The organism is Telluria sp. ZB4P37, from assembly GCF_059685855.1.
The window spans coordinates 1-17,525 of record NZ_JCASID010000010.1; the positions used below are offsets into that span (position 1 = coordinate 1).

Annotated in this window: 18 protein-coding genes; 8 read left to right on the plus strand and 10 right to left on the minus strand. The window is 65.9% G+C overall.

The genetic code is table 11. The annotated features are described in order from the left end of the window. Both AC56K1_RS15720 and AC56K1_RS15725 read left to right on the plus strand, forming a co-directional pair. The coding region (locus AC56K1_RS15720; RefSeq protein WP_497158736.1) for a flagellin at positions 1-469 on the plus strand (469 nt) is incomplete at its 5' end. A 194-nt stretch (positions 470-663) separates the two neighbouring features. Further along, complete coding sequence (locus AC56K1_RS15725; protein WP_497158737.1) at positions 664-2,310, plus strand: DUF4394 domain-containing protein; 1,647 nt, start codon at positions 664-666, stop codon at positions 2,308-2,310. Between the two features lie 47 nt (positions 2,311-2,357). Here the strand turns inward: AC56K1_RS15725 and AC56K1_RS15730 are convergent, their stop codons facing one another. Together AC56K1_RS15730 and AC56K1_RS15735 are read right to left on the minus strand one after the other, a co-directional pair. Next, on the minus strand, positions 2,358-3,053 hold the full coding sequence (locus AC56K1_RS15730; RefSeq protein ID WP_497158738.1) for an anti-sigma factor: 696 nt from the start codon (positions 3,051-3,053) through the stop codon (positions 2,358-2,360). After that, a complete protein-coding gene (locus tag AC56K1_RS15735) occupies positions 3,050-3,604 on the minus strand; it encodes a sigma-70 family RNA polymerase sigma factor (protein ID WP_497158739.1) in 555 nt (184 codons plus the stop codon). Before AC56K1_RS15735 ends, AC56K1_RS15730 begins: the two co-directional genes overlap by 4 nt. A 210-nt stretch (positions 3,605-3,814) precedes the next feature. Here AC56K1_RS15735 and AC56K1_RS15740 point away from each other — a divergent pair, with 210 nt between their 5' ends. From AC56K1_RS15740 to AC56K1_RS15760, 5 genes are all read left to right on the plus strand, one after another. Next, positions 3,815-5,722, plus strand: a complete 1,908-nt coding sequence (locus AC56K1_RS15740; RefSeq protein WP_497158740.1) for an AI-2E family transporter — start codon at positions 3,815-3,817, stop codon at positions 5,720-5,722. Between the two features lie 161 nt (positions 5,723-5,883). After that, a complete protein-coding gene (locus AC56K1_RS15745; RefSeq protein WP_497158741.1) occupies positions 5,884-6,843 on the plus strand; it encodes a chemotaxis protein in 960 nt (319 codons plus the stop codon). Between the two features lie 264 nt (positions 6,844-7,107). Then, positions 7,108-7,305 carry a hypothetical protein gene (locus AC56K1_RS15750; RefSeq protein WP_497158742.1) on the plus strand — a complete coding sequence of 66 codons (198 nt, stop codon included), beginning with the start codon at positions 7,108-7,110 and terminating at the stop codon, positions 7,303-7,305. 90 nt (positions 7,306-7,395) lie between these two features. After that, positions 7,396-7,956, plus strand: a complete 561-nt coding sequence (locus AC56K1_RS15755; protein WP_497158743.1) for a putative glycolipid-binding domain-containing protein — start codon at positions 7,396-7,398, stop codon at positions 7,954-7,956. An 85-nt stretch (positions 7,957-8,041) separates the two neighbouring features. Further along, positions 8,042-10,012: a peptidase U32 family protein gene (locus tag AC56K1_RS15760; RefSeq protein WP_497158744.1), complete on the plus strand. Its 1,971-nt coding sequence runs from the start codon at positions 8,042-8,044 to the stop codon at positions 10,010-10,012. A gap of 59 nt (positions 10,013-10,071) precedes the next feature. Here AC56K1_RS15760 and AC56K1_RS15765 read toward each other — a convergent pair whose 3' ends face one another. Beyond that, positions 10,072-11,052: a Bug family tripartite tricarboxylate transporter substrate binding protein gene (locus tag AC56K1_RS15765; protein WP_497158745.1), complete on the minus strand. Its 981-nt coding sequence runs from the start codon at positions 11,050-11,052 to the stop codon at positions 10,072-10,074. 284 nt (positions 11,053-11,336) lie between these two features. Here AC56K1_RS15765 and AC56K1_RS15770 point away from each other — a divergent pair, with 284 nt between their 5' ends. After that, a complete protein-coding gene (locus tag AC56K1_RS15770) occupies positions 11,337-12,605 on the plus strand; it encodes a PEP-CTERM sorting domain-containing protein (RefSeq protein WP_497158746.1) in 1,269 nt (422 codons plus the stop codon). Here AC56K1_RS15770 and AC56K1_RS15775 read toward each other — a convergent pair. From AC56K1_RS15775 to AC56K1_RS15805, 7 genes are all read right to left on the minus strand, one after another. Continuing rightward, entirely contained in the window at positions 12,494-13,192 is a 699-nt protein-coding gene (locus AC56K1_RS15775) for a glutathione S-transferase N-terminal domain-containing protein (RefSeq protein WP_497158747.1), read from the minus strand. The genes AC56K1_RS15770 and AC56K1_RS15775 overlap by 112 nt on opposite strands. A gap of 85 nt (positions 13,193-13,277) precedes the next feature. Then, positions 13,278-13,877, minus strand: coding sequence for an NAD(P)H:quinone oxidoreductase (gene wrbA, locus AC56K1_RS15780; protein WP_497158748.1), 600 nt, complete (start codon positions 13,875-13,877; stop codon positions 13,278-13,280). Between the two features lie 144 nt (positions 13,878-14,021). After that, complete coding sequence (gene lpxO / locus AC56K1_RS15785) at positions 14,022-14,921, minus strand: lipid A hydroxylase LpxO (protein ID WP_497158749.1); 900 nt, start codon at positions 14,919-14,921, stop codon at positions 14,022-14,024. A 206-nt stretch (positions 14,922-15,127) separates the two neighbouring features. Further along, positions 15,128-15,355: a DUF6139 family protein gene (locus AC56K1_RS15790; protein WP_497158750.1), complete on the minus strand. Its 228-nt coding sequence runs from the start codon at positions 15,353-15,355 to the stop codon at positions 15,128-15,130. 107 nt (positions 15,356-15,462) lie between these two features. Next, the gene (locus AC56K1_RS15795; protein ID WP_497158751.1) at positions 15,463-15,663 is read right to left on the minus strand and encodes a hypothetical protein; all 201 of its coding nucleotides are present in this window, start codon (positions 15,661-15,663) and stop codon (positions 15,463-15,465) included. Between the two features lie 166 nt (positions 15,664-15,829). After that, on the minus strand, positions 15,830-16,744 hold the full coding sequence (locus AC56K1_RS15800) for a class I SAM-dependent methyltransferase (protein WP_497158752.1): 915 nt from the start codon (positions 16,742-16,744) through the stop codon (positions 15,830-15,832). Between the two features lie 118 nt (positions 16,745-16,862). After that, positions 16,863-17,525 (minus strand): ankyrin repeat domain-containing protein, encoded by a 663-nt coding sequence (locus AC56K1_RS15805; protein WP_497158753.1) that lies wholly within the window; start codon positions 17,523-17,525, stop codon positions 16,863-16,865.

Consider the following 17,525-nt stretch of genomic DNA (forward strand, 5'->3'; position numbering starts at 1 on the left):
CACCACCTTCGGCGGCACCAAGCTGCTGGTGGGCGGCACCATCGCTTCGTCGATGACCTTCCAGATCGGCGCTTCGTCGAGCGAAACCATGGCCGTCAACCTCGGCGCCGACGTGTCGCAGGTCGTCACCGACATCAGCGCCGCCACCGCCAACTACAGCGCCGCCACCACCGGCGCCGAACTGACCGGCGCCGCCAACGCCACCATCGGCTCGCTGGAAACCGCGCTGGCTTCGGTCAACAAGGTCCGTTCGGGCCTGGGCGCTGCAGCCAACCGCCTGGAACACGTGTACAACAACCTGTCGAACATCAGCACCAACAGCAAGGCCGCCGCCGGCCTGATCATGGACGTCGACTTCGCCACCGAAAGCGCCAACATGACTTCCAGCCAGATGCTGCTGCAAGCCGGCACCGCCATGCTCAAGCAGTCGAACAGCATGTCGTCGATGGTCATGTCGCTCCTGCAGTAATCTCCTGGTCGCCCGGTTCGCCGGGCGGAATGTGAAAAGCCAGCCTCCCGGGGCTGGCTTTTGTCGTTTCGGGTCCTGCATCAAGCCGCTGGAAAATTAATTCAAAAATAATTTTGCCAGAACTGCATCCAAATCCGCTTCTGGGGCGTAGAGCTCGTGTCATCACGACTTTTACCCAATGAAAGGATTTCACCATGAACAAGCCGCTCTTCGCCAAACTCATCCTTGCTTCCGCCATCGCCGCGGCACTCAGCGGCTGTGGCAGTAGCGACGATGACGCCACCGTCACGCCCCCTGCGCCGGCTCCCACGCCACCCACGGTGTCGGTCGGCGACATGGTGGTTTTGACGGCCAGCAACCGGATCGTCTCCTTCGACCGCGCCATGCCCGCAACCATCCGCACCACCGCGGCGGTGACCGGCCTGCAGTCCGGCGAGAACCTGGTCGGCATCGACTACCGCCCGGCCGACGGCCAGCTGTATGGCGTCGGCAGCAGCGGGCGCCTGTACACGATCGATCCCGCCACCGGGAGCGCCACGCTGAAATCGACCCTTGCGGTAGACGCCACCGACACGACGGCGCCGTTCACCGCCCTGGCCGGGACTGAGTTTGGCGTGGACTTCAACCCGGCGGCGGACCGCCTGCGCGTGGTCAGCAATACCGGCCAGAGCCTGCGCATCAATGTCGATACCGGCGCCACCACGACCGACGGTAATATCAACGGCGGCGCAGCCAATACGGCCATCACTGCGTCCGCGTATACGAATTCGTTCGCCGGCACGAGCGCCACTACCCTGCACGCGCTGGACAGCGCGACCGACACGCTGTATGTCCAGAACCCGCCCAACAACGGCACCCTGGTCACGCCGGTCGCCCTCGGGGTCGACGCCGGCGGCGTGAACGGTTTCGATATCGACGGCCGCACCAACATCGGCTACGCCGTCCTGAACGTCGGCGGAGCACGCACCCTGTACAGCATCAACCTGGCCGCCACCGCGAATGCGGCTACCGCTATCGGCGCCCTGGGGGTGAACGAAGATGTGCGCGGCCTGGCGGTGCGCGTTACCGCCGGGCCGGTGGTGCTGGGCTTGACCGACGCCGGCCGCATCGTGGCCTTCCGTCCGGCCACGCCGAACGTGCTGACCCTCGATATCGGGCTCGCCGGCCTGAACGCGAACGAAACGGTGCTCGGGATCGACTTCCGTCCCAGGGACGGGCTGCTGTATGGGATCACATCCGCCGCGCGCATCGTGACGATCGACGCCGCCACCGGCGTGGTCACGGTCAAGGCCACCCTGGCAGCCGATGCCGCGGATACCACCAATCCCTACGCCAGCATTGCCGGAACCGCCTTTGCCGTGGACTTCAACCCGGTGGCCGACCGCCTGCGCGTGATCGGCAATACCGGGCAAAGCCTGCGCATCAACGTCGATACCGGCGCGACGACGACCGACGGCGCCATCAACCGCGCGGGTGCACTGCCGGTGGTCACGGCGGCGGCCTATACCAACAGCATTCCGGGCGCGACGGCCACCCAGCTGTTCGACATCGATACCGACAGCGACGCCCTGGCCCTGCAGAATCCGCCGAACGACGGCGTGCTGACCAATGTGGGGGCGCTGGGCGTTGCAGTGGCGGGCGATGCGGGCTTCGACATTGCAGGCGGCGCCAACGGCATCGCGCTGGCCGCGCTGCGCACCAGCCCTACCGGCCCGTCATCGCTGTACCGGGTCGACCTGGCCACGGGCGCGGCCACGCTGTCGGCCGGCACGGCCAACCCGGCGCTGTCGGTGGCGGGCGGCAGCCTGGGCCTGCGCGACATCGCGATCTCGCTCCAGTGATGCAGCGTATGTGACAGCTGCCATCCCGGCTGCGGCCGGGATGGCATTCAGATCATCTTGACCGCGCGCCCGATGAACAGGATCGGCCCGGTCGGGCGGCCGATCGGGGAGCCGGATGGCGGTTCGAGCGTGATCTCGAACAGCTGGTTCGGCTGCAGCGGCGGCAAGTTGCCCAGTCCCACCTCGACCGCCTTGCCCGGCTCGACCAGTCCGAGCGAGACCGGCCCGGCCCAGTCGTCGGCCTTGGTCCAGAGCTGCAGCGAGCGTGCCGCGGGCACCCCGGTGGTGCGCAGCGGCACCAGGCGCAGCTTGCCGGTGTCCAACGACTGCAGCACCCAACCCGGCGACATGTTGCCAGGCGCGGCCAGCACTACCATGTAGCGCGGCGCGGGAACGTTCGGCGACTGCACCGTGATCACGGCCATGGCTGCTGCCGCGGAAAAACCGGCGGCGGCCAGGCCGCGCCATAGTCCCAGCCGGTCCCACCAGCCGGCGCGTGGGCGCCGGGCCGCTGCTCTCGCCGCGATCGAGCCGGCAATGCGGCCCCATAGTTGCGGGGAGGGTTCGAGCGGTTCGGCGAGCATGGTCAGCGGCAGCAGCCTGGCTTCCCATTGCGCCACCGACGCGCGCAGGTCGGCGTCGACGGGCAGGGCCGCTTCCACCTCGCGCCGCTTCGCAAGCGGCAAGGAGCCGAGCACGTATTCGCCGGCCAGGCCATCGAGTTCGTCGCGCTCGCGGCTCATCCCATGCACTCCCGCAAGGCGCTCAGGCCGCGCCGGATCCAGGCCTTGACCGTGCCGAGCGGCGACTGCAGGCGCTCGGCGATCTCGCTGTGCGAGCAGCCGTCGACATAGGCATACAGGATGCTGTTGCGCTTGACGGCATCGAGCCCGACCAGGCAATCGTGCAGGCGGCCCAGGTCCTGGTGCAGCTCGAAGGGGTCGGCCACGCCGGCATCGGCGGCGGCGGCGCCGAGCGCGCCCAGCACCTCCTCGTCGACTCCGATTTCACGCTCGCCGCTGCGCACCAGGCTCAGCGCCTGGTTGCGCACCACGCTGTAGATCCAGCCGCGCCCGGCGCCGCGCGTCGGGTCGAAACTGTGGGCCCGGGTCCAGATGTTCAGGAAGGCGTCGTGCAGGACGTCTTCGGCGATCTGGCGGTGGCGCACGATGCGCAGCGCGACCCCCAGCAGGCTGCGGCTGTCGCGGTCGTAGATGCGCCGCAGCGCGCCCTGGTCGCCCCGGGCGCAGGCAGCCAGCGCGGTATCGTAGTCGAAGCCGTCGGCGGCGATCATGCGGGGCGGCCTGTGCGCATCGGTACATCCATGGTCGGGTTCTCCTGTTGTATGAATTGTAAGGCAATAAGCCTTCATGCCGGTATTTTTACGCGCGAGTGCGGTACGAATGGGCTTTCACGACCGGGTCGCTGCGGCAGCACTTGGCGAATGAGCCATTTTCCTTTATACATAACCGGTTTTCATTTCGATGAGCCGCCGACCCGCCGCATGAATTTCCAGCCACCTTCCCTGAGCCTGAGCGCGAACGCCGTCGTCAGCGCCACCTGCATCATCGCCCTCTTGCACTTCGGGCGCGAAGTACTCGAGCCGCTGGCCCTTGCCCTGGTCCTGAGCCTGGTGCTGGCCCCACTCGTGCGCAGCGTGACCCGGATCGGCCTGGCGCGCATGCCGGCCGTGCTGCTGTCGGTTGCGCTGGTCTCGACCTTCCTCACCGGCGTCGGCGCGGTGCTGGCGACCCAGCTGGTGACGATCACGCGCGACCTGCCGCAATACCGCAGCGCGATCCGCACCAAGGTCGCCAAGGTGCGCGAGGTGGTGGAACGCCCGATCTCGCGCATCGAGGCGGAACTGAGCGCCGTGGCCCCCAGCGGGACGGTCGAGCCGGTGCGGCCGCGCCGCGGCGGCGGCAACCTCGCGGTAACGGCGGCGAATACCGCCACCAGCGCCCCGGTGCCGGTCGAAGTGCGCACCCCGCGCACCATGAAGGACACGCTGGGGCGGATCGTCGGCCTGGTATGGGGGCCGATCGGCGAAGCCGGCGTGGTGCTGATCCTCCTGGTGTTCATCCTGCTGGAACAGGGTTCGCTGCGCGACCGCCTGGTGCGCCTGGCGGGCCAGGCCGAAGTCAGCCGCACCATCCGCACGCTCGGCGACGCCGCCCAGGGGGTGTCGCGCTTCTTCTTTTCGCAGTTCGTCGTGAATGCCACCTTTGGCGCGGCCATCGGCTTGTCGCTGTGGCTGGTCGGTGTTCCCCATGCCGTGCTGTGGGGAGTGCTCAGCGGCGTGCTGCGCTTCGTGCCCTACCTGGGCGTGCTGCTGGCCGGCGCCATCATCGCCGTCTTCGTCGCCGCGATCGATCCGGGCTGGTCGCTGGCCGTTACCTGCATGGCGATCTTCCTCGCGTTCGAGCTCGTGCTGGCCAACTTCATCGAGCCGAAAGTCTATGGCCACAGTTCCGGCCTGTCGCCGCTGGCGGTGATCGTCTCGGCCCTGTTCTGGGGCGCGCTGTGGGGCCCGGTCGGGCTGCTGCTGTCCACGCCCCTGACCCTGTGCCTGGTGGTGGCCGGGCGCCACGTGCGGGCGCTGGCGCCGATCACCATCCTGCTGGGCGACGCGCCCAACATGTCGGACGCCGAGCGCTTCCACCAGCGCGTGCTGGCGGGCGAAGCCGACGAGCTGACCAAGGATGCGCGAACCTATGTGCGGCGCTACAGTTTCGCGCGCTATTGCGACCACGTGCTGCTGCCGGGCCTGCGCATGGCGGTGTCGGACCTGGGCACCGGCACCATCGACAAGCTGCAGCAGGACCGCATGCGCGCCGTAATCGCGAATATCGCCGAGACGGTAGCCTCGGCCTCTGATTCCGGTGCACGCACCCGCCGCAAGGCAGTGCCGCTGCTGGACGCGAACATCGGCGCGCACTTGCGCCAGATGCGCGAGGCCCGCTTCGGGCGCTGGCAGGGCGCGCTCGACGTCCCGAGCGGCTCGATCGTGCTGTGCGCCGGGCTGCCCTCCGAGCGCGACGAATTCCTGACCGAACTGCTGGTGCGCGCCCTGCGCGAAGCCGAGGTCGACGCGCGCAGCATTGTCGCCGGTGTCCCGCACGAGCGCCCCGAAGCCGGCAATCCGGCCCTGGTCTCCACCATCTTCATCACCTATCCGCGCCAGGACAATATCGACGAGTGGCTGCTGGCCGTGGCCGAACTGCGCGCGGACCTGCCCGAAGCCCTGCTGGTCACCGTGCTGCTGCCCTACGACGAGCAATTGCCCAAGCGCGCGCTGGTGGAAGAACACGTGGACATGATCCTGCGCTCCTTCGAAGAAGGCCTGGCCTTCGTGGCGCCGGACCGCGCCGCCCAGCCCCCTGGCGCGCCGCCGCGCATGCGCGCTGCATAAAGGCGGCAGCCCGGGCGCGCCCCGGTTTTGCCCCCGGTTTCGTTGTTTTTCCGGCGCAGGTGGGCGGAAAACTCGGCGAAGTTTGCGCCAGTATTGACGATTTCGAGAACTTCGCACGTAAAATGCTTTCCTAGCGGCATTAACATTTCTCATGGCGGAATATGAAATCGGTACAACAAGAAGTCGACGAGCGCAGTAACCTCACTGGCACCAACAAATTCGAGCTCCTGCTGTTCCGCCTCGGCGGCGACGAACAGGGCGAGCGCAGCGAGCTGTTCGGAATTAACGTGTTCAAGATCCGCGAGATCGTGGCCATGCCGGCCATCACGGCCGTCGCCGGCGCGATGCCGCATGTGCTGGGCGTGGTCAACCTGCGCGGCCAGATCATCCAGGTTCTCGACCTGCCGGCGATTGCCGGCGTCACGCCCAAGACCGGGCTGAACATCATGCTGGTGACGGAATTCGCGCGCACCACCCAGGCCTTCGCGGTCGAGAGCGTCGAAGAAATCGTGCGGCTGGACTGGAGCCAGGTGATGTCGGCCGAGCGCTGCGCCGGCAGCGGCATGGTCACCAGCATTGCCCGCCTTCCGGGCGAGAATGGCGACGAGGGCCGGCTGGCCCAGGTGCTCGACGTCGAAACCATCCTGCGCGACATGAATCCGGATTCGGGTCCGGAGATCAACCAGCAGACCGTCGGCGCGAAGATCCACATCAAGCCCGGCTCGGTCGTGCTGGCGGCCGACGATTCGGTGGTGGCGCGCGCCCTGATCGAAGAAGGCCTGAAGGCCATGGGCCTGCCCTTCATCATGGCCAAGAGCGGCAAGGAAGCCTGGGACCAGCTCAACGCCATCGCCACCACTGCCGAAGCCGAGGGCAAGACCGTGCACGACAAGGTCGCGCTGGTGCTGACCGACCTGGAAATGCCGGAAATGGATGGCTTCACCCTGACCCGCAACATCAAGAAGAGCGGCCGTTTCGGCGGCATCCCGGTGGTGATCCACTCCTCGCTGTCGGGCACGACCAACGAAGAGCACGTCAAGAACGTCCAGGCCGACGCCTATGTCGCCAAGTTCTCGGCCGAGGAGCTGGCCACGACCCTGCGCCGCCTGCTGCGCCAGTAATTCATTCAGGCATTCCCCATGCTGGATGCGAACGGCGCGTCGGGAGACGCGCCGTTCGCATGTCAACGGCATGTGGTGCCGATTCGTTGTGTTGTAACAAACGCTAACATAATCGTCCCGTGCGCCGGGCTCTCGGTTGTACTATAGGCAACAAGCCGGTATGTAATCGGGGGTGCCGGCCAGGCAGGGGCTCTGCCTCTGCCGTCCCGATTACGCAGGATGCGCGCGTGCATACCGGTGCGCCTTCATGCAGAGAACTTGCCCATGCCGCAACGACGAAGAGATGACCAGACCGCTGTAGCTGCCGAGTACGCCTTCTTCCTGGCGGAGACCCGCGGGCTGCGCTTCGCGCTCGACTACCTGGACAACTGCCACATCCCACGCGATATCCTCATCCGCGCCATCGAAGAGCCCGCGCGGCGGCGCCGCGTCGAACGCCGCCGCACTCCCCGCAACGACTAGCCTGCTTGCTGCCGGGTTGTTCCCGGCATTGACTAACGCGCGTCACCACGGCGCGCGCTGTGCTAATTTGGGCGCGATGGGGAGTGGGCCATGCAGCACGTGTACCGTTGGCAAACCATTGATGGCGTCGGGCTTGAACACTTGAGCTTGCAGTGCCGCGACGACATCATCGTCGCGGAAGGCATCGTCATTGGCGTCACCGGGGACGCCGGGACCGGGGAGCCCTTTGGCTGCAGCTATCGCATCTGCTGCGACGCGCGCTGGCGCGTGCGCGCGGTCGAGGTGCATGCCGCGGGCGGCGAATCGCGCGTGCTCACCACCGACGGCAGCGGCAGCTGGCGCGACGGCGACGGCGCGGCCATGCCCGAGCTTGCCGGCTGCATCGACGTCGACATCTCGGCCACGCCGTTCACCAATACCCTTCCCATCCGGCGCCTGGGCGAGCACCTGGCACAGCGCACCGGCGTGCTCGTCGTCTACATCCCGGTGCCGACCCTCGCCCTGATGCGCGCCGACCAGGCTTATACCCGCCTGGCCGACTACCGCTACCTGTACGAAGGCCCGGTCGGCAGCTTCCAGGCCGAGCTCGAAGTCGATGCGGACGGGCTGGTCGTGCACTATCCGGCCCTGTTCCGGCGCCTGGGCTCATGAATTCGCTGGCTGCCGCGCGCAGACCGGCAATGACTTGGCGTGCGGGAATGGCTATAATTTTGGTCTTCGCACCGAGGATCCCGCCATGTCTTTACTAGCGCACCAGCTTGAACTCCTGTCCCCCGCCAAAACCGCCGAGATCGGTCGCGAGGCCATCCTGCACGGCGCCGATGCGGTGTATATCGGGGGCCCGGCCTTCGGTGCGCGCCATAACGCGAGCAATCCGCTGGAAGACATCGCCGGCCTGGTCGAGTTCGCCCACCGCTACCGCTCGCGCATCTTCGTGACCATGAACACGATCATGCACGACAGCGAACTGGAGCTGGCGCGCAGGCAGATCCGGGAGCTCTACGACGCCGGCGTGGATGCCCTGATCATCCAGGACATGGGCCTGCTGGAACTCGATTTGCCGCCGATCCAGCTGCATGCCAGCACCCAGTGCGACATTCGCACTGTGGAGAAGGCGAAATTCCTGGGCGATGTCGGGTTCTCGCAGCTGGTACTGGCGCGCGAACTCACCGTCGAGCAGATTGGCAGGATTCGCGCCCAGGTCGACACCCCGCTCGAATACTTCGTGCATGGCGCGCTGTGCGTGGCCTTTTCGGGCCAGTGCTATATCTCGCACGCCGACACCGGCCGCAGCGCCAACCGCGGCGACTGCTCCCAGGCCTGCCGCCTGCCCTACACGCTGAGCGATGGCGAGGGCCGCGTGGTGGCCTATGAAAAGCACCTGCTGTCGATGAAGGACAACGACCAGAGCCGCAACCTGGAAGCCCTGGTCGATGCCGGCATCCGTTCGTTCAAGATCGAGGGCCGCTACAAGGACATGGGCTATGTAAAGAACATCACGGCCCACTACCGCCTGCTGCTCGACGAGCTGCTCGAGCGCCGCCCGGAGTTCTCGCGCGCCGCCAGCGGCAGCACCCGCGTGCTGTTCAGCCCGGACGTGGACAAGAACTTCCACCGCGGCCACACCGATTATTTCGCGCTGGGCCGCCAGGAAGAAATCGGCGCCTTCGATTCGCCCAAATACATCGGCGTCGAGCTGGGCACGGTCACCCGCATCGGCCCCGACTTCATCGACCTGGCGACGAATGCGCCGATGGCCAATGGCGACGGCCTGAACTACATGCACAAGCGCGTGACCGTTGGCGTGCAGGCCAACAAGGCCGAAAAGCTCGGCGAAGACGAGGACGGCCAGCGCTGGCGCGTGTTCCCGAACGAGGTGCTGGGCAGCCTGCCGGGCCTGAAGGTCGGCACCATCCTCCACCGCAACCGCGACCACCAGTGGGAATCGGCGCTGAACAAGAAGTCGTCCGAGCGCAAGGTGCGGGTCGACCTGACCTTGAGCGAACAGCCTCGCGGTTTGCGCCTGGCGGTGCGCGACGAGGACGGCATCGAGTCGGTGCTGGATGCGGAAGTCGCGCTGCAGCCGGCCGAGCAGGCGGCCCAGGCCGATGCCGGGCTGCGTGCCAGCCTTGCCAAATTGGGCAACACGATGTTCGAGGCGGGTAGGCTCACACTGCAGTTGTCGCAGCCCTGGTTCGTGGCCTCGAGCGCGATCAATGCCCTGCGCCGCGACGCCATCGCCGCCCACGAAGCGGCGCGCCTGGCCAGCTGGGAGCGGCCGCAGCGCAAGCCCAAAGCCGAGCCGCCGGCCATCTATCCGGACCAGCAACTGAGTTATCTCGCCAACGTCTACAACGAGAAGGCGCGCGCGTTTTACCACAAGCACGGCGTGCAGCTGATCGACGCGGCCTATGAATCGCACGAGGAGCCGGGCGAGGTGTCGCTGATGATCACCAAGCATTGCCTGCGCTTCTCCTTCAACCTGTGCCCGAAGCAGGCCAAGGGCGTGACCGGCGTCCAGGGCCAGGTCCGCGCCGAGCCGATGACCCTGGTGAGCGGCAGCGAGCGCTATACGCTGCGCTTCGACTGCAAGCCCTGCGAGATGCACGTGGTCGGCGCCATGAAGCAGAACATCCTGCAATCGCCGCCGCCTTCGGCGGTGGCGTACAGCCCGCTGACCTTCCACCGTCAGCGCCCGCGCGCCTGAATGAAAGACGCCGCCGGGTTTCCCCGGCGGCGTCTTTTCTCCTGCCTTGCCGACGCGGTTTAATCCACGGTCGCGCCGCTGTCCTTCACGACCTTCGACCAGCGCACCGACTCGGCCTGCACGAACTTGCCGAAGGCTTCAGGCGATTCGCCGACGAAGTCGGAGCCGGTATCGGCCAGCACCTTCTGGAACTCGGGGCCCTTCATGACCTTGATCGCTTCGGCATTGATCTTGGCGACCACGGCCTTCGGCGTCTTGGCTGGGGCGAACATGCCGTACCAGGCATAGGATTCAATCGCCGGCAGGCCGGCTTCGGCGAAGGTCGGCACGTCCGGCAGCAGCGCCGAGCGCTTGGTGCCCGAGATCGCAATCGGCTTGACCTTGCCGCTCTTAATGTGCGGCATGATCGCGATGGTGCTGTCGAACATGATCGGGATGTGGCCGCCGAGCAGGTCGGAAATGGCCGGCGCCGAGCCCTTGTAGGGGACGTGGGTCATCTGCAGCTTGGTCACGCTCGCGAACAGTTCGCTTGTGAGGTGCTGCGGCGTGCCGTTGCCCGACGAGCCGTAGGAGAACTGGCCCTTCTTCGACTGGATAAAGGCCATCAGCTCCTTCAGGTTCTTGGCCGGCACCGATGGGTGGGCGACCAGCACCAGCGGCACGCGCAGCAGGTTGGTCACCGGCGCGAGGTCCTTGAGCGGATCGAAATTCATGTTCTTGTACAGGCTCGGGTTGATCACGATCGGCGCGCTCGAGGTGATCAGGAGGGTCTTGCCGTCGCCCTGGGCGCGGGTGACCGCGGCCGTGCCGATGTTGCCGCCGCCGCCGGCGCGGTTGTCGATCACGAAGGTCTGGCCCAGCGCCTGGGTCAGGCCCTTGGCCATCGGGCGCGCCGCGATGTCGGACGGTCCGCCCGGCGGCCACGGTACTACGACCGTCACGGTCGAATCCGGCCAGTTCTGCGCCAGGGCGCTGAGAGATATTACCGACGCCGTCACAGCGAACGCGAGTTTCTTACCGCTGCCGAAAATTAAACGCATAGTCCCCATCCTTCTGTTGATGAATTCGCATGAGCAGCCAGTGTAGCGCATTTGCACCGCACCGACACGGCCGCGATGCACCGCGCCGGCGGGGCGACGTCCCAGCCAATGGAATATTTACAACAAAAAATGACGTTATCTTCAAGGAAATAATCATTTACTAACAGAATTAGTTTATTCTGTAGGACGTTTCCTACTCGAGGGCTTCCTTGGACCGCCGCTACCCATTTACCCGCCGACGCGTCAAGCGTGCGCGCTTGCAGCAGCGTGTGGCGGCCGCGCTCATGCTTGGCCTCACAGGCTGCACGCTGGGGTTCGTGCTGATGGGGGCCCCGGACCCGGTCGCCGCCGGCGTCACGGCCGCCCCGACCCTGCCGGCCCTGGCGTCCGCGCCAGCCGAAGCCGCTCAAGGCCAGGCCGGGCCGCGCCGCATCTACCCCTATTCGATTGTGCCGGGCGGCGTTGCGTCGCAGAGCGAGCTGGCCCGCGTGATCCGCACCGACAAGGTGGTCGCTGCTCATTACGCGACCTTCGATGTCGACAAGGCGCGCGCCGTCACCGTCACCAAGCCGCGCGCGGTGCACGTGTCCTACCGCAAGGGCGACAAGGTGTACTGGACGGCGAAGAAGCTCAGGCTGGCCGAAGGCGAGACCCTGCTCTCCGACGGCAGCAATGAAATGCGGGCGCGCTGCGCCAACCGGATTTCGGACGTCGCCCAATTCCCGGTCGAAGCGCACGAGCCCAGCGCCGCAGTGCTCGATACGATGTTCGAAGAAGGCGGCGATGGCCCGGCGCGCGCGCCTGGCGATCCGGCATTCGCTCTCGTCGACGGCGCCAGCATGCAGGGACCAACTCGATTCAACGGTGGCGCAGCGGCGGTGGCGGACGGCGCCGGCAAGCTGCCTTCTTCCAAAGAAAGCATGGGCGGCATGGACGGCATGACGCTCGCCCGGTTCGGCTCCTCCGGCAAGCTGACCTCGTTCCTGCGCTCCGGGACACCGGCGCCCGTCAGCTCCGGATCGGCGCCACCGACGCTGGAACTGTCCACCGGGACGCCAGGGACTCCCGTCCCGGACGCGTCGGCCGGCCTTGCGCTAACGCAGACCACGCTTCCCGTTTCGTTCGATCCGGCGCCGGTCACCGCGGGCGGCGGCACTGGCAGTACAGGCGGCACCGATGGACGGCCGCCGTCCGCCGGCGTTACCCCCGGCGGCGGCACCGGCGGGGGGGGAGATATTGCCGATCCAGGCCCGGGCGAGGCAGGTGCGAAGCCAGGGCCCTTCATCCCGGAGCCGAGTCTGGGCCCCCCTGCCCCGGCTGCCAGCACCGGCGAAGAAAAACCGGTCAACGGCGAAGTGCCGGAGCCGCCTACCTTCTTTCTGCTTGGCGCGGCGCTGGCGGGCATGGCCTTCTTGCGCCGGTCGCGCCAGGCCCAAGCGACTCAGGAAGGAATCGTCAGCCCTGCCGCCACGGCAGGACGCTGGCGGAAGGCCTCGACGGCGGCCTGCACCCGCGGAAAATCGCGGATGCCGACGATCTCGCCGGCGTCATAAAAGCCGACCAGGTTGTTCACCCACGGGAAGATCGCGATATCGGCGATCGTGTAATCGTCCCCGGCTACCCACTTGTGCCTGCCCAGTTGCCCCTCGAGCACGCCGAGCAGGCGCCTGGCTTCGGCCACGTAGCGGTCGCGCGGGCGCTTGTCTTCATACTCCTTGCCGGCGAACTTGTGGAAGAAGCCGAGCTGGCCGAACATCGGTCCGATGCCGCCCATCTGGAACATCAGCCACTGTATGGTCTCAAAGCGCCGCGCCGGGTCGCCGGACAGGAACTTGCCGGTCTTCTCGGCCAGGTAGATCAGGATCGCACCGGATTCGAACAGGGCGAGCGGCTTCCCGCCCGGGCCATCGGGGTCGATGATGGACGGAATCTTGTTGTTCGGATTGAGCGCCAGGTAGGCCGGCGACATCTGGTCGTTCGTCTCGAAGCTGACCTTGTGCGCCTCGTAGGGCAAACCGGTTTCCTCCAGCATGATCGAGACCTTGACGCCATTGGGCGTCGGCAGCGAATAGAGCTGGAGGCGGTCGGGATGCCGGGCGGGCCACTTTGTGCTGACGGGGAATGTGGAAAGATCGGTCATGGCAGTCGGCGTGATGTTGAGGGACTGCCAACGATAGCAAACTTCCCCGCAGCGCGCTGGAGGCGGCCCGGTTCCCGGCCAGCTGTTAGCCGAACAGCTTGTTGGCCGTGCGCGCGATCAGTTCGCCCTGGTGGCGCGCGCCGCCGAGTTCCAGCTCGCTGGGCTGGCGCTCGCCCTTGCCCCCGGCGATGGTCGAGGCGCCGTACGGGCTGCCGCCGACGATCTCGTCGAGCGTCATCTGGGCCTGGTAGCTGTAAGGCAGGCCCACCACCGTCATCCCGAAGTGCAGCAAGTTCGTAATGATCGAAAACAGCGTGGTTTCCTGGCCGCCGTGCTGGGTCGCGGAGGAGGTGAACGCGCCGCCCACCTTGCCGTTGAGCGCACCCTTCGCCCACAGGCCGCCGGTCTGGTCGAGGAAGGCCGCCATCTGCCCCGGCATGCGGCCATAGCGGGTGGGCGCGCCGATGATGATGGCGTCGTAGTCGGCCAGTTCATTGGGCGTGGCGACCGGGGCATCCTGCTGCAGCTTGAAATGCGCACTCCTGGCGACTTCTTCCGGGACCGTTTCCGGCACCCGTTTCAGGTCGACGGTGGCGCCGGCCGCGCGCGCCCCTTCGGCGACGGCCTTGGCCATCGTTTCGATATGACCATAGGTCGAGTAATAGAGCACCAGGACTGTCGACATCGCTTTTCCCCCTCGGTTGAGTATGCGTCGTTCAAATACCGCGAACTGGCATTGTGGGTGGAATCGCGATTTCGTGACGTGCGGCTGGCCTGGGCGAAAAAAAGGCCGCCCGCGCGGCCCCTCCTCGTGCAATGCAGGGCGTCCTCAGATCCACCAGATCAGCGCGCTAAGGCCCACCACCAAGGCGATGCGAACCAGGTTGTAGGCGGTCTTGTTCCAGGCCTTCAGGCGGCGGCGGTACTGGCCCATGTAGAAGGAAATACGGAACAGCTTGCTGACCAGGCCGACCTGGTCCCCGCTTTCGTTGGGCGAGGCGGCAGCCGTCATCACGGTGCGGCCGAACCAGCGGTTGAAGGCGCCCATCCAGCCAAAGCGCATCGGGCGCTCGATGTCGCAGAACAGGATGATGCGGTCGCTGTCGCTGCCGTTGATCGCCCAGTGGATATAGGTCTCGTCGAAGATCACGCCCTGGCCGTCGCGCCAGCTGTAGCGCTCGCCATCGACTTCGATGAAGCAGCGGTCGTCGTTTGGCGTGGCAAGGCCCAGGTGGTAGCGCATCGAGCCGGCAAAGGGGTCGCGGTGCGGGTTGAGCTTGCCGCCCGGCGGCAGTTCGGCGAACATCGCCGCCTTGACGGTCGGGATAGCCTGAAGCAGCGCATAGGTCTGCGGGCACAGGCGCTCGGCCGACGGGTGACTGGCGTCATACCATTTCAGGTAGAAGCGCTTCCAGCCGTTCTTGAAAAACGAATTGAAGCCGGCATCGTCGTTCTGCTCGGCGGCCTTGATCTTCTTGAGGGCCAGCAGGTTCTCGGCTTCGGCGCGGATGATGGGCCAGTTTTCCTGCAGCTTCGCCAGTTCCGGGAAGGCGCTCACCGGAATGTAGGGCGTGCTCGGCACCTTTGAGAACTTGTGCATGAAGATGTTGATCGGCGCCATGAACGACGAATGATCGAACAATTGGCGACGCAAAGGCAGGCGCACGCGGCCGCGGAGATGGATGTGCAGGATCGACAGGAAATAAAAACCAACCACTACCCATTTCATCGCATTCTCCGTCCCAGCATCAAGGTGGCTGGCAGCTTAAAGGGACGCAGGATACCATAACGGCCATTCAGCCGTGGATGGCCGGGCTAGGTGGTAGGGGCAATGTTGCGCCGGCAACGCGTTGGACAGGAAGGGTCGCTGCGCAGTCACTGGCAACGACAGGCAAGGCGCCGGCGCGGCGCCCGGTCACCGACCGGGCGGGAGACTTAGTGCTGGACCGAGGTGATGGCATACCCCTTTTCGTCGATCTGGCCGCTCACGTTCGCGAGATCGTAGTCGGGCAGCTGCTCGGCGCCGTCGTCGACCTCGATGGCCCGGACTTCGATTTCCCAGTCCGTATTGGTCGCTTCCTCAGGGATGTTGCGTGCTTCCGGTACTGCCAGATAGGACAGCTTGCCGTCATTTTCTGCTCTACGGTAAATATCCAGGCGCATAGTCGTTTCCTCAAGTCAAAAGCCCACTTTCCCGATGAAAGAGGGGCAGTTCCACAGTAGAAGATTGAAACGCTGTCGTCTGTTAATTGACCCACACTCGGCCGGTGTCAGCGGCCGGGCGAGGCGCCGAGGATGCGGGCCGGCAGCAAAACGATGGCGCGCAGCACCTCGAACACCGCCTCGACACCGACACCGAGCAGCCGGAACGGCAGCAACAGCAGCCACACCAGCGGATACAGCACCAGGGCCAGCAGTGCGATGGGCCAGCACAGGAACAGCAGTACCAACCATAGCAGGAAACCTAACATTGTCCTCGCTCCTTTGAAATTGACGGCGCAGGAGAACTTTAGGTCCTTGGGCGGGAAGCGACAAACGCTGTGCGACAGACGGGGTAAAAGGCGGGCTGGATGGGGGAATTCGCCTGTTGGGCGGATTCCCACCTGCCGTCCCCGGGGCCGGGGGCGGCCACAACAGTCAAGCGTAGGCCGGGACGTCCTGGGTGACGCGCTGGTTGATCACCTGCGCGCGCAGCGAGGCCTGCAGCGAAGGGATCGAGCCGCCCGCGCGGTACTGGAAGGCGATGTGCAGCATGTCGCCCGCCACCACTTTTATAGGCTGCTCCATCGGCAGCGTCATGTAGTGGTTGAGCCAGTCGATCGTGTTCGATTCTTCCGGCACGATGGCCAGCACGTTCTTGGTGATGAAGCGCATCGCGTTGAGCGTGCCGCTTTTTTCGACCACGATGGCGCCTTCCCAGGCGAACACGCTGTCGACCGGCTGGCTGAAGTCGATCAGGCTGTACACCGCCGGCTGCGCCAGCTCGACCGTGCCCGGATAGATGACATTGGTTTCCTGGAACTGGACGATAGGCGCGTGGAAGCCCTCGAAATCGTATTCCTGTTCGAGCGGCTGGGCCGCCATGATCACGGCTTCGGGCAGGAAGACCGGCAACGGGCCACCGAACTTGGCCAGGTAGCGGCGCTTGAAGGATTCGATGACCTCGACCTGCTTTTCGCGCAGCATGGCCACGTGGATCATTTCGCAGATCACGACGTCGACCGGCTCCGGCGGCAGGTAGTCGAAGGCGTCGGCGTGGATCACCTCGACCTTGTGGCCGTTCGGGTTAATCGCGAGGAATTTGCGCGCTTCGCGCACCATGTCGGGATTGAACTCGACGCAATACACCTTGCTGGCCGCCTGCGCCGCGAAGAAGGACAGCACGCCGGTGCCGCCGCCCAGTTCCAGCACCTTCGCGCCAGGCTTGACGGCATAGTGGATGGCGGACTTGAAGCTGTGCATCCGGTTCTGGTCCATCAGCATATTGTGATGGTAATGGACTGGAATGAACTGCCCCAGGTAGCAGCTTTCGATTTCGCGTTCGTTCAGCATGGTGTTCCTTTGCCCTTACGGCTTGTACGGTAAAGCCATTATGGACAAGGAAGCACCGGGCCGATTGGCCGAGCTGCGGGGTGTTTACCGCCTAGTTCCGCGCGGCAATGCTAAACCGTTATCGTTTGAAGGTCTTGATCGCTGTCGCGATGCCGGCATGGCCGGCGCGCTCGGCGATATGGACCGCGGTAAGGCCTTCGGTATTCTTCAGGCGTGCGTTGGCGCCCTGCTCCAGCAGGAAGGCCGCCATCGCCGCCTTGCCTTCGCGCGCCGCCATCATCAGGGGCGTGTAGGCGCCGCTCTGTGGCGGCGATGGCGTGTCGAGCCTGGCCTTGCGCTCGATGAGCAGGCGCGCGATCTCGACCTCGCCGCCGGCGGCGGCGTAATGCAGGGCCGTCCAGCCGCTGCGGTTGACCTGGGCGCCCCTGGCCAGCAGCGCGGCGGCCGCCTCGCGGTTGGGCTTGTAGGCGGCCATCATCAGGGCGGTATTGCCGTTCATCGCCGTCGTTTCGAGGTCGATGGCCGGGTGGGCCAGCAATGCCTTGAATACCCGCATCGCGTCGTCGCGCACCGCGATCACCAGGGCCGGCTCGCCACCGACAGGGTTGATCTCGTTGGGATCGACCTCGCGCCCGACGAGTTCCTCCACCTTCTTCACGTCGTCGAGCTGGACGGCGCGAAAGAAGGCGGCGACCTGGGCCGGCGTGGCGGCCGCGGCCAGGCCGCTGCACAGGAAAGCCGCCAGGAGACAGCTTTGGATAAGCGCGCGGCGGGTCATCAT